This is a genomic window from Variovorax sp. 350MFTsu5.1, assembly GCF_048302515.1.
In the GTDB taxonomy this organism is placed as follows: Bacteria; Pseudomonadota; Gammaproteobacteria; order Burkholderiales; family Burkholderiaceae_C; genus Variovorax; species Variovorax guangxiensis.
Genome location: NZ_CP157620.1, coordinates 2,162,762 through 2,175,844 on the forward strand (window position 1 = coordinate 2,162,762; position 13,083 = coordinate 2,175,844).

Annotated in this window: 3 protein-coding genes; 1 reads left to right on the forward strand and 2 read right to left on the reverse strand. The window is 71.1% G+C overall.

From position 1 onward, the window contains the following. Window positions 1-6: 6 nt before the first annotated feature. Window positions 7-3,864, reverse strand: a complete 3,858-nt coding sequence (locus ABL843_RS09650; protein WP_418119705.1) for an OmpA family protein — start codon at window positions 3,862-3,864, stop codon at window positions 7-9. Then, a complete protein-coding gene (locus ABL843_RS09655; protein ID WP_418119706.1) occupies window positions 3,861-11,924 on the reverse strand; it encodes an SdrD B-like domain-containing protein in 8,064 nt (2,687 codons plus the stop codon). Before ABL843_RS09655 ends, ABL843_RS09650 begins: the two co-directional genes overlap by 4 nt. Before the next feature lie 233 nt (window positions 11,925-12,157). On the opposite strand from ABL843_RS09655, the gene ABL843_RS09660 reads away from it, so the two are divergent. After that, complete coding sequence (locus ABL843_RS09660) at window positions 12,158-12,994, forward strand: helix-turn-helix domain-containing protein (protein ID WP_418119707.1); 837 nt, start codon at window positions 12,158-12,160, stop codon at window positions 12,992-12,994. Window positions 12,995-13,083: the final 89 nt, after the last annotated feature.

Here is a 13,083-nt window from a genome sequence, read left to right on the forward strand (position 1 = left end):
GCCTCTTCAGAACTTGCCCAGCACGTTCAGGAACCAGCCCTTGCTGCGGTAGCTCATGTCCGTGAGGTTGTCGGAGTAGTCGGTGAAGTTGTAGCCGACGCCCACCTTCAGGTTCTCGTTGACGTGGTAGTACGCCGCCGTGACCCAGCCGCTCTTGCGATCCTTGAGCTCCTTCGCGCGCAGGGTGCGCCATTCGAGCATCCAGTCCCAGTTGCGCACCAGCTTCCAGTCGACGCGCAGCACCGCGAGCTCGGCCGAGCTCTTGAACCACGGCGCGGAACTGTCGCGGCTCGCGCGCAGCTCGCCGCGGCGCCAGGCGTACTTGCCGCCCAGCGTCCAGCGCTCGTTGAGGTCCCAGGTGGCGTCGATGGCGAAGACGTGGCTTCGCTGCTGGTAGTCGATGCCGGTGGTCGAGACGGTGCCCAGCGTGGAATCGACACCGCCCGATACCACCTGGCCCGGCGAGGAGAGGTCGTACAGGTAGGTGTACTTGAACAGCAGGTTGAGCCGGTCGTTCAGCGCCGGGCGCAGCGCGTAGCCGAGCATGGCTTCGGTGTACTTGGCTGCGGCCAGCGTGCCGGTGGTGCTGTCGCTGTCGGCCCAGTTGAACTTGCCGATCCAGCGCGAGTCGTCGTCCACCTTCCAGCTGAAGGAGTTCTTCACCAGCCAGCTGGTGCGCGTCTCGGCGGTGGTGCGGTCCTTGCGGTATTCGAGGCCGCCGCTGTACTTCAGGCGCTCGCTTGAATAGCCGCTGGTGAAGGCCACGGCCTGGCGGCGCGTGGCGCCTAGCGTCTCGGCACCGATCCAGCCGTTCTCGAAGTTGACGCCGAAGGTCCAGTGCGTGTCGGGTGCGTACTGCACGCCGTAGGCATGCGTGAGGCCGGGCTGCGCGCCGGTGGCCTGGCGGTGCTCGGTGAAGAGCGTGAGGCCGTCGCCCACGCGCGAGCGCACGCCGGTCACCAGGCTGCCGCCGCGGCCGATGAGGTTCTCGTCGGTGCGGCCGGTGTCCGACACGTAGGTCATGTAGACGCTGGAGCGGTCGTCGTACTGGTAGTCGACGCCGGCCTTGCCCGCGAAGCCGCCGTCGCCGGTGGAGAGCTCGCCGCGCAGCGCGAGCTTGTCGTTGACGCGGTAGCGCCCGCCCAGGCCGATGCGGTCGTTCTCCAGCCGCGTGCCGGTGCGCCGCAGCGTCTTCTGCGCGAAGCCGTAGGCGCTCCAGCGGTCGGCACCGGTGTATTCGAGCTGCACGGCCGCGTCGGCGCGCTCGCCAGACACCGCCTGCGTGGTCGGCAAGGAAGGGCTGGTGATGAGCGCGTCGCCGGTCTTGTCGTCGTAGCGCAGGCCCAGGCCCAGCTTCCACTCGGGCGACAGGGCGAGCGAGTACTGCGCGTCGAGCACGCTGCTGTTGTAGCCGTTCTGTTCGTCGCGGCGGTCGGCCTTCAGGCGCAACTCGCCGTTCTCCGCCTTCTCGCCGAAGGGCACGGTGGCCTGCACGCCGACCTGCCGCGTGGCGTTGCTCGCGTACTGTCCCGGCGCCGAGAAGCCGGCGCCGCGCGACTGCGCGTAGGCGCTCACGCGGCCGCCACCGCGGATGTCGAAGTCGCCGAGGTCGGCCTGGCCTTCGAGGCGCCATGCGCTGGCGCTGCCGGTGGGGCCGTTGCCCAATCCGTTGGTCAGGGAACCGTTGCGGCCTGTGAAGCTGAAGCCCCCGTCCGTCGAGTCGAGCTGGCTGGTGCCCGGGCCGCGGCTGCGCGCGAACTCGCCCTTGAGGTAGGTGTTCTCGGTCTTGCGCAGCGTGATGTCGGCGCCGGCCAGGCGCTGGTCGCCGCCGATCTGGTCCTGCCGCGAGGCGGTGACGCCCACGCCGACGTTGTCGTTGGCCCACCACGAGACGCGGCCGCCCACGGCCAGCGTGTCGAGCGATGTGGCCAGCGGCGTGTATTCGTAGTCCACCACCAGGTAGGTCGGCATGCCGGTGAAGCCGCCGGCGCGCACCAGCGAGCCGTCGTCCGACAGGCTGGGCAGCGGCGCCGACAGCAGCACGCGGCCCTGCAGGTAGTCGATCTCGTAGTCGGTGGTGGGCACGAGCTGCGTGCGCTTGAGCACCAGGCCGGAGTCGCGGTCGCGGATCTCCAGCGTCACGCGCTCGGCGCCGCGCGTGATGTCCTGGTTGCGCAGGTAATAGAGCGAGCCGCCGGTGCCGCGGAACTCTTCTCGCGCGGCCAGCGTGCCGGGCTCGGCCGCGAAGGCGTCGATCTTCAGCCGCGCCTCGCCGAAGGAGGTCGACTCCTCGCCGAGGTAGCGGCCGTGGAAGCCGTAGAGGCCGCGGCTCACGCGGGTGAGCTCGGTGTCGCCGAAGTTGAGCTTGAAGTTGCCCCACATCGCCTGCGAGCGGCCGTCGTCCACGCGCAGGTAGAAGCGGCCCTGGGTGGGCGCGTCCTCTACGGTGGTGGAGTCGTCGCCGAAGGTGCTCCACGAATCCTCGGGGTCGAAGCGGCGGAAGAGGGAGGTCGGGTCCTTGCGGTCGAGGTTGCGGAACAACTCCTTCAGCGGACGCTCTTCCGTGTCGACGCTGGCGGTGAGCGTCCAGCGGTCGTTGAGCTGGCCCTTGGCGTAGCCGGCGATGCGGCCTTCGCTCCAGCCGCCACCGCCGTAGCGGTTCTTGTCGTTGGTCATGATCGCGGCCGGGCCGCTCACGCTGTTGCTGCCCACGGTGAGGTCGGCCTGGCCCACGAAGAACCAGTCGCTGGTGGGCAGGTCGAAGTCGCGGCGGTAGACGCGCGTGGCGCCCTGCGCGTCGGTGACGGCGATCTCGCCGGTCTGCACGCGGCGCGGCACCAGCTGCTGGAACACGAAGCGCCCGTTCTCGTCCACCGGCACCGCGAAGCCCAGCGCGCGCACGCTCTCGCCGGGGCGGATGGCCGCGCCGCTGGCGGTGACGGTGCCCGCGCTCAGCGGAATGTTGGCGATGGCGATGTTGTTCTGGCCGTAGCCGCGCAGCAGCTCGCGTGCGGGGTCGGGCGGCGTGCCGGTCTCGGGCTTGTGGCGCTTGGCCAGCGTGAGCGAGAGGTCGTCGGTCTCGTCGAAGCGGCCCTGGCGGTCGTACACGCGAACGCGGTAGTAGAGCTTGCCGCTCGCGCTCTCGGGCAGGCGGTCGAGCAGGCCTTCGGGCACCTGCCATTCGCCGCGCAGGCCGGCGTCTAGCGGCACGGTGGCCAGCAGGCGGCGCTGCATTGCCTCGTTGGCGGTGTACACGCGCAGTTCGGCCTTCGAGGTGAAGAGCAGGTAGTTGCTGTAGCCCGCGAAGCGCACCGTGTCGCCGGCCACCACGGTGGTGGGCCAGGCGCTGGCGCTCAGGCGGCGCGGCTGCGAGAGGTTGTCGTACTGCAGGCGCAGCTGGTTGCGCTCGAGTTGCACGTCGACGCAGCGCTGGCGGTCGGCGCTGGTGGTGCCGTCGGCCGCGGGCTGCTTGCCGTCGGGCGACAGCAGCTGGCCGTCCACGCTCAGGCGCAGCGGCGCGTCGTCGGTGCCGAAGGCGGTGAAGGTGCGGCACACGCCGGGGTCGGCGGGCGCGGCGACCGCCGGCGCGGTGGCGGGCAGCTCGCGTTCGCTGCTGCGCGGCAGGCGGCGTGCGCCGTCGATCTCCACCGCGCGCGGGTCGGCCGCGGCGTGGTCGAGCATGCGGCCGCGCACCGCGGTCTCCTGCGCGGCGGCCAGTCCCATGCCGAGGCAGGCGGTGGCCACGGCGCTCGCAAGGGCCATGCGCTTCGGAAGCGCCTTCTTCGTTTTTCTCATGTCGGCTCGCTCGATCGGGTTCGGTGTCTGTTGTCGGGACATGGCGGCGGTGTCTTTTCCTCGCGTCATGGCTTGGCCTCCTCGGAATAGGCGGCGGCAGGCACCAGTTCGATCTCGACGTCCAGGTTGAAGAGCGGCGGCTCGTTGCGCGAGGCGCGCTGCTCGCCGAGCTGCTTCCAGCGCGAGAGCACAGCGGCCTTCACCGCGTCGGTGCGGTCGCGGCCCAGCGAGCCGGGCTCGCCCGGCGCGGCCTTGTAGGCCAGCCGCAGTACCGATGTCTTCTCGGCCAGCACGGCGACCGTGCGGTCGAGTTCGCCCGCGAAGGCGGCGCGCAGCGTGGCGGCGCCTTCGTCGAAGGCCGCGCCCTGCAGCGCGAGGCGCACCACGCGGTGCACGGTGGCACCGAAGTTGATCTTCAGCACCTTGCCGCGCGTGGCGCGCTCGGCCGCCGGGTTCTCGCTGGTGGTGCGATAGCCCGAAGGCAGGGTGCGCTCGTCGAGCTTGAGCACCAGGTTGCTGCCGGTGCCTTCCTTCGGAATGGCGGCGCAGGCGATGTGGTAGCGGCCCTCGGCGTCGGTGGTGGCCAGCACGCCGTTGACGGTGGCGATGCGCACGTTGGCCAGGCCCGGTTCGCCGTCGTCCTGGTAGCCGTTGGCGTTCCTGTCGTCGTAGACCTTGCCGATCACGTCGGTGCAGTCGAAGAGGGCGTCGGGCACCACGCGCACGCTGGCGGTGGCCAGGTTCGACAGCGTCCTGCCCCCCACGCCCTGCGTGGCGACGACCTGGTTGACGAACTCGCCTTCGCCCACGCCCACGCCGACGCCCGCGACCATCAGGTATTCCTTGGTCTCGTTGGGCGCGAAGTTCTGGCCGGGCACGATCACCTGGCGGCCGCTGACCTGCGGCACCACCGGCAGCGCCACGCCGCCGGGCAGCGTGCGCACGCTGAGCGAACCCTGGATGTACCGGAAGCCCGGCGGCAGCGTGTCGACCACGGCCACGCCCGGCACCGTGGTGCCGCGCGTGTTGCGCGCCGTGATGCGGTAGGGCAGCAACTCGCCCTTCTTCACGGTGAGCTTCGAGGTGGTCTTGCGCAGCTCGATGAGCGTGGCGTCCGACGGGTCGAGCGGGATGTTGTTGGCCACCACGTGCTGGCCGCCGCCGCCCGGCATGTTGAACAGCATGTAGTAGCCCGCGCCCGGCACCAGTGCCGCGCCGGGGCTCACCACGCAGGGCTTTGTCTGCGCGGGTGCCGGGCCGTTGGCGGGCGCGGCGCACGACTGCGTGCCCAGCGCGCCGGCCGCGGGCGGGTACATCGAGGAGGGCAGGTAGGCCCCCGGCGGCGTGATGACGAGGCGGTACTCGCCGGCCGGCGCGCCCGGCAGCACGAAGAAGTCGTAGTAGCCGCTGGTGCCGGTGGTGTAGCTGTCGCGTCCGTCGAGCAGGTGCTGCGAGGGGTCGAAGCCCGCCGGGCCGACCAGCTTCACCAGCGCGCCGGGCACGGGCGTGCCGCTCACGCTGTCATACACCACGCCGCCCGGGTCGTAGGGCAGGTCCTGCTTCTGGATGTTGGCGCCCGCGCTCACGCGCACCTTGATGCTGAAGCGCGGGTCGCTCGCGGCAGGCGTCGGGTAGGGGCCGTTGGCGCCGTTCTGCGCGGCATCGGTCGGCCACACGCCGCCCACGACGCGGCCGTCGGGCGAGCGGAAGCGCACGCGGTATTCGCCGGGCACGAGGTCGCCGAAGCGGTAGCTGCCGTCGGCGCCGGTGGTCACGGTGTAGAGCACGGTGGCCGCGTTCTCGGCGCAGGCGTTGCCGCCGTCGGCGCAGCGCATCAGCTCGACCGTCCAGCCTTCGCCCTGGCCTTCGCCCGATTCGCGGGTGCGGTTGTGGTTCAGGTCGAACCACACGGTGCCGGTGAGCGACGCGGGCTGGTTGCTGTGCTCGGTGAAGTCGTAGCCGGTGCCGTTGGCTTCCAGGCCGGTGAAGTTCACGCGGATCTGGTTCGTGCCCTGCGCGGTGCCGCCCAGCGTGCCGGGGATGGCGATGCCTTCGTCGTAGCCGCTGGGCTGCGTCTCGGTGATGGTGTAGCCGCCGCTGCCGGGCAGGGGCAGGCCGGGCAGCTCGTAGCGGCCGTTGGCGTCGGTGACGGCGGTGCGCGTCACCGGCTGGCCGGCCGCGTCGGTGCCGGTGAGCGTGATGGTCACGCCGGCGATCGGCAGGTCCTGCGGCTCGCGCTTGCCGTTGCGGTTGGCGTCGTTGTAGACGGTGCCCGCCAGCGATGCGCCGCGTTCGCCGAAGTTGTAGTTGTCGCCGTTGCCGCCGCGGTAGGCGATGGCGCCGATGACGTCGTTGCCCAGCGTGCCGGTGGCCGCGCCCTCGACCGTGCCCACGGCGTCCAGGCCGTCGGCGTAGGTCACGGGCTGCGTCTCGCGGATGGTGTAGCCCGCCGCGTCGGCCGGCAGCAGGCCGGTGAAGACATAGCGGCCGTTCGCGTCGGTGACCACCGTGGCATTCACCGCGAGCCCGCTGGCCGAACGGCCGGTGAGCGTGAGCGTTACGCCCGGAATGCCGGCCTCTGTGGGCTGGCGCACGCCGTCGTTGTTGGTGTCGACGTACACCCAGCCCGCGATCTGGCCGCCGCGCTCGCCGAAGTTGTAGTCGATGCCCGCGTCTTCCGACACCAGCGCCAGGCCGCCGAAGCGGTCGTTGGTGCCGCCGGGGTTGGCGGTGCCGCGCGGCGCGCCGCCCACGGTGCCCAGCGACTCGGGGCCGTCGGCCACGCCGGCGGGTTGGGTCTCGTCGATCTGGTAGGTGCCGGGCGTGAGCGCGTCCACCAGGTAGTGGCCGTCGGCCGCGGTCTGCACCGTGCGGTCGACCGGGTTGCCCTGGAAGTCGGTGCCGGTCACGCGGATGGTGGTGCCGGCGATGCCGGGCTCGCCGGTGTCGCGGGTGCCGTTGGAGGGGGCCACGTCGGCGTACACGTAGCCCGAGAGGCTGGCCGGCTTCACGGCCGAGAAGTTGTTGCCGGTGGAGCCCGCGCCCGCCGCGCCCAGCACGATGTTCTGGATGACGTTCGCGGTCGAGCCGTTGGGGCCGTTGCTCACGCCGCTGCCGCTGGTGGGCACCGAGCCGGGCGTGCTCCCTGCGCCGCTGACGTTGCCGGCGCGCGTGATGCCGGGCAGGTAGCCCGCGGGGCGCGCCTCCGTCACGGCGTAGCTGCCCGGTGCGAGGTTCGGGAAGCTGTAGTCGCCGCTGGCGTCGGTGGTGGCGGTGCGCGACACCGCCTGGCCGTTGACGTCGGTGCCGGTGAGCGTGATGGTCACGCCCGCCAGGCCCGGCTCGGTGGCCGGCGCGCCCTGCGCGCCGTTGCCGTCGCGGTCGTAGTAGACGCGGCCGGAGATGCCGCCGGGCAGCAGTTCGCCGAACCAGTATTCGCCCTGCGTCAGCGGCACGTTGGTGCCCGGGACGGTCACGCCGCTGATGACGTTGCCGCCGCCTTGCGGCGTGCCGGGCTGGCCGTTGTTGTTGGCCTTGCCGGGCGCGTAGTTGGCCGGCTGCGTCTCGGTGATGGTGTAGCCGCCCGCGCCCGAGGGAGGCACGTTGCGGAACTCGTAGCCGCCCGGCGTGCCGGTGGCCACTGCGAGCAGGTTCACCGGGTTGCCCGCGGCGTCGGTGCCCGTCAGGCGCAGTTCGACGTTCGGGATGCCGGTGTCGCCGGCCTGCGGGACGCCGTCGTTGTTGCCGTCGACGAACACGCGCGTGGTGATGCGGGTGAGCAGCTCGCCGAAGTTGTAGCCGGTGCCGTTCACGTTGGAAGCCAGTGCGATGGCGTTCACCACGTCGTTGCCCGCGGTGCCGCCGGCGCTGCCGGCCGTGTCGCTGCCGTCGGCGAAGCCCGCGGGCTGCGTCTCGGTCAGCACGTAGGTGCCGGGCGTGAGGTTGTTGAAGGCGTAGTTGCCGGTACTGGCCGCCGTGGTGGTGGTCAGCGATACCGGGTTGCCGAACATGTCGGTGCCGGTGAGCGTGACGGTCACGCCGGCGATGCCGGGATCGCCCGGGCTGGCCGTGTTGTTGTAGTCGGCGTCCTGGTAGACGCGGCCGGCCAGGCTCGAGGCTCGCACCTCGCCGAAGTTGTTGGCGCTGGAGGAGCCGCCCGTGCCGAGCACGATGTTGTCGATGCGGTTGGCGTTGGAGCCGTTCGGGCCGTTGCCGGTGCCCGGCGGCACGGTGCCGGGCGTGCTGCCCGCACCGCTGACGGTGCCGGCACGCGTGATGCCGGGCAGGTATGCGGCGGGCTGGTCCTCCGTCACGCTGTAGGTGCCTGCGGGCACGGTGAAGGCCCAGTTGCCGCCCGCGTCGGTGGTGGTGGTCATCGAGACCGCATTGCCCGAGCTGTCGGTGCCGGTCAGGCGGATGGTCACGCCGGCGATGGCGGGCTCGCCGCCGTCGATCAGGCCGTTGCCGTTCAGGTCTTCATACACGCGGCCCGAGAGCGCGCTGTTCTGCACGGTCACGGAGCCGTCGTTGAAGTTGTTGCCGCCGTCCGGATCGGTGCCGCCGTTGGTGTCGCCCGAACCGGTGGTGACGATGTGGGCGCGGTTGGTGAGCACGGTGCCGTTGCCCGGCGCCGCGCCGCTGAAGCGCACCGGAATGCGCACGGTGGCCGTGCCATTGGCCGGCATCGAAGCGATGGCGCAGCTCACGGCGCTGCTGCCGGCCGTGCCGGTGCAGGTGGGCGCGGTGGGCGTGAAGCTGCCCCCGGTCACGGTGAACACCGGCGTGCCGGCCAGCACCAGCGGTGCGGGCAGGTTATCGGTGAAGGCGGTGGTCTCGGCGCTGTCGGGGCCGTTGTTGCGCAGCTGCACGATCCAGTCGAAGGGCACCGCCGAGGAGACGGTGCCCAGCGGCGTGTTGGTGCCGGCCACGACGGCGGCCTTGGAGACCACCTGCACGTCGGCCTTGAAGCGGAAGGTGGTGTTCTCGGCCACCGCGTTGTTGCCCTGCACGGTGTCGAAGGCGTTGCGCGCGGCTTCGAAGAAGTCGACCCTGGCGTTGTTCTGGAAGGTGCCGCGCGAAACGCCGCGCAGCACCACGCGGAACTGCAGCGTGTCGGGCTCTCCGGTTGCCCCTGACGAACCTTGCTTGCCGCCCAGCGTCGGGATGGTGAAGACAATCTGCCCGCCGGCCGAGCCGATCGCGGCGCCGTTGGCCAGCGCGAAGGTGGTGCCGCCCGGCGCGGTCACCGACACCAGCGTGGGCGACGCCTCGCCGCTCGGCCCTGGCAGCGGCAGCGTGTCGACCATGCGCACGTCTTCCGCCGTCGAGGCGCTGTTGTTCGACACCGTGATGGTGTAGCCCACGTCGTCGCCCACGTTCACCGGGTCGACGTCGTCGCGCTTGGTGACGACCAGGTCGTACACCGGCGCACCGATGGTGGCCGGCACGGTGGCGTCGTTGTTGGTGGTGCTGATCTCCGGCGTGGCCGTGGAGACGTGCACGCTGTTGGTCACCGTGGAGCCGTTGAGCACGTACAGCGGCCGCACGCGCACGGTGACGGTCTGCTGCACGTTGCGGTCGAGCGAGGTCCACGCGCACTCGAGCTGGTTGTTGGTGGTGCCGGTGCCCGTGGGCTGGGTGGTGTTCGGCTGCGTGCTGCAGCTGCCGCCGCCCGAGGCTGTGGCCGAGATGAACATCAGGTTGGCCGGCAGCGTGTCGACCACGTGCACGTCGTAGGCGCGGCTCATGTTGCCCTGCGCGAGGCTCTGGTTGCGTGCCGTGAGCGTGTAGGTGAGCAACTGGCCGACCGGCACCGTGGCGGGGCTTGCCGACTTGGTGACCGTGACATCGGCGCGCGCCAGCAGGTAGGCGGTGGCGCTGCCGTCGTTGTTGGCCAGGTTCGGATCGGCCGGCGTGGTTGCCAGCGCGTTGGCGGTGTTGTTGATCTGGAAACCGTGATCGGTTGCCGATGCGCCGTCGCCGTAGTGCTTCGCGACCACCTGGATGACGGGGCACAGCGGCAGGGCGCTGGCGGGGTCGGTGCTCGCGCGGCAGACCGGCAGGGTCGACAGCGTGCAGTTCGACAGCGACGCCTGCCCGAAGCCGCTGCCGTTGGCCGGCAGCGCGCAGGTGCCCGCGAAGGTGCCGCCGTTGGGCGTCTGGGTGACGGCGCCCGCGCCGATCACCTGGGCGAAGGCGTCGGTGACGACCACGTTCTGCGCCTCGGAGGGGCCGGCGTTGACCACCTCGATCTGCCAGGTGACGTCCTGGCCCGCGACCTGCCGGTTGCCCGCGCCGTCGCCGATGCCCACCACGCGCTTGAGCACCTTCACGTCGGCCGCGGTGGCGCCGTCGTTCGCGCCGGTGCCCAGGCTCACGCAGTCGTTGCCGGTGTTGGCGTCGGGGTCGGCGCCGAGCGTGGGCGCTGCCGCGGGCAGCGCCACGTTCACGCACATGCTGTTGACGATCTGGCCGCCCGCCGGCAGCGACGGGATGGTGGCGTTCACGATGATGTAGCCGCCGTTGCGCGCGCTGCTGCCGTTGGAGGTGTCCACGCCGATGTCGGCTGCGAGCGTGCGCGTGCAGGTCACGGTGGCGGGGCCGGGCACCGGCGTCGCGGGCGTCGGCACGACGGTGGCGCCGCCCTTGGTCACCGTGCAGGTGTAGCCGTCGCGCTGGGTGACGCTGTTGATCTGCACGCCGGCGGGCAGGTCGTCCACCAGCTGGATGGTGCTGCCCGCGAGCAGGCGGGTGCCGCCGAGGTTGGTGCTGCCGACCTGGTAGTCGAAGGCCTGGCCCAGCGGCACGTTGTTCTGCGGCCAGCCGCGGCGCTTGTCGGCGCGGAAGTCGGTGGCCGAGACCGCCACGTCGGCCGGCACGCTGCCGGTGGCCGAGTTGGCGATGGGGCCGGTCGCGCTCACGGTGGCTTCGTTGACGATGCCGGTGCCGGCGGTCATCGCGATGACCGGCACCACGATGTCGCCGAGCGCCACGTTCGCGCCGCCGCTGCCGCCGATGTTGCTGCGCGTGCAGCTCACCGTCTGGCCGCTGGCGGAGCAGCTCCAGCCGGCCGGCTGGCTGGGCAGCGTCTGGATCGCGAAGTTGGCGGGAATGGTGTCGGTCAGCGTCACGCCCGTGGGCGCGGTGCCGCTGAAGCTCGGGCTCAGCCTGAAGTTGAAGCGCTGGCCCACCAGCAGCTGGCCGCCGTCGTGGCTCTTCGCGAGCGCGAGCACGTAGCCCGCCGTCACGGTGGTGTTGGCGGTGGCGCCGTTGTTGGTGGAAACGCCGTCCTCCACCGAACCCGCGGCCGCCACGGCCGGCTGGTGCGTGATGGTGGAGCCCGCGCCCGCGGTGACCACGGCGTTGATGCTGTAGGTGCGGCTGTTGCTGCCGGCGGTGGCCGGCGTGGCCGGCACGTTGCAGCGCAGTTCGCTGCCCGTGATCGAACAGCCCGAAGGCAGGCCGCTGCCCGACACCGACAGGCCCGTGGGAATCGGGTAGGTCAGCGTCGAGCCGGTGCTGGTGTCGGGGCCGTTGTTGGTGAGCGTGAAGACGATCGGCACCGTCGAGCCGCTCGGCGCGGTGGCCGGGGCGCTGATGGCCACCGCCACGTCGGCGCCCTGGTTCACGGTGATGATCTTCGTCTCGCTGGAGCCGCCACCGCTGGGTGTGGCGGTCACGGTCAGCGTGCCCTGCGAGACCGTGCGCAGCAGCACCTGGAAGTCGCGAAGCTGGTTCGCCGCGAGCGTGATGCCCGAGCAGGTCAACGTGCCGGGGCCGGCCGTGCCCACCGAAATGGTCGCTGAGCAGCTGCCCACGGGGACCGTGCCGGTGCCCATGTAGATCGAATTGCCGGGAATCGTGTACGTGAACGACGCACCCGGTGCGCCGATCGGCAGGCTGTCGGTCTCGGCGATGGTGACGGTGCTCGTCACCGTGCCGCCGGCGGGAAGGATGTCCGGCGAATGCACCAGGCTCGACACCTGCGGCACCGCGTGCGCGGCCGTGGCGAAGAGCAGCCCCGCGAGAGGCGCGGCGATGCGCCTCAGGCAGTGCCGCAGTCGCGCGGCGTTGGAAGACAAGTCGCGGCGCGCCTGCGCGTGCGACAGATTCGATGGGGTCCTGAACATCCCGTCCCTCGTGATGGCTCTGGTGGCCGGGCACCTTTCGTTCTGGCGCCGCGAAGGCGGCGGGGTGCTCCGGAAAGGGCGGGATTCTTCGGCGGCCCCCCAGGGGCCACTTTTGCGATTCAGGACAAAAGCTTTGCCAATGATGACATTTGTTTACTAATGCAACATAATGTGAACTGAATGTGAACTAATTCACGCTGCGTTTAGGCGACGCACTCCTACGCTCGACGCCCATGTCCTACTGGTCGACCACGCCGCCCCGGCGCGCGCACATCCTCGTCATCGACGACAACATCGAAGAGCTGCAGCTGTTGCTGGCAACGCTGCGAGAGGCGGGGCACCGCATCAGCCTCGCATTCGATGCGCTCGAGGGCTACCGCCGTGCGACCGCGCTGCAGCCCGACCTGGTGCTGCTGGACGTGCGCATGGGCGCCACCGACGGCTACGCCACCTGCCGGCTGCTGAAGGCAGATCGCGCGACCGTGCGCATCCCGGTGATCTTCGTGACCTCGTCGAGCTCGGTGGAAGAGCGCCTCACCGGCCTGCGCGAAGGCGCCGTCGACTACATCCTCAAGCCCTTCGAGCCGGCGGAAGTGCTGGCGCGCGTGGCGGTGCACCTCGCGCTCGCGAGCTGCCGCGAGCAGGCGCAGGCCTGCATCGAAGAGGCCGAGAGCGCGCTGGAGCACGCCCGTGGCGAGCCCGCTGCGGACCATGCCGACCGTGTGCTCGCCCAGGCCGTCGAGCGGCTGGTGCGCGCCGACCTCGCCAACGTGCCGGCGCTGCCCGCGCTGGCCGCGAGCGTGGGCACGCACGAGAAGCGCCTGTCGCGCGTGTTCAGGGAGCAGACCGGCCGCACGGTGTTCGAGTTCGCGCGCGAGGCCCGGCTTGCCGAGGCGCAGCGGCTGCTCGCGGGCTCGGCGCTCAGCGTGGAAGAAGTGGCTCTGGCAGTGGGTTTTTCGGGTGCCGCCAATTTCTCGACCGCATTCCGCGAACGCTTCGGCCGCACGCCCACTGCATTCCGCCAGGCGCGCGCCGCGCCAGTCGCGCCGCCGTCGGTGCCTTCGGCCTGACGCGGCAGCGCAAAGGCGGTGACCACCCCGGGCCCTTGCGGCATTCGCGGCATTCACGGCATTCGCGGCATTCACTGCGCTCGCGCGCT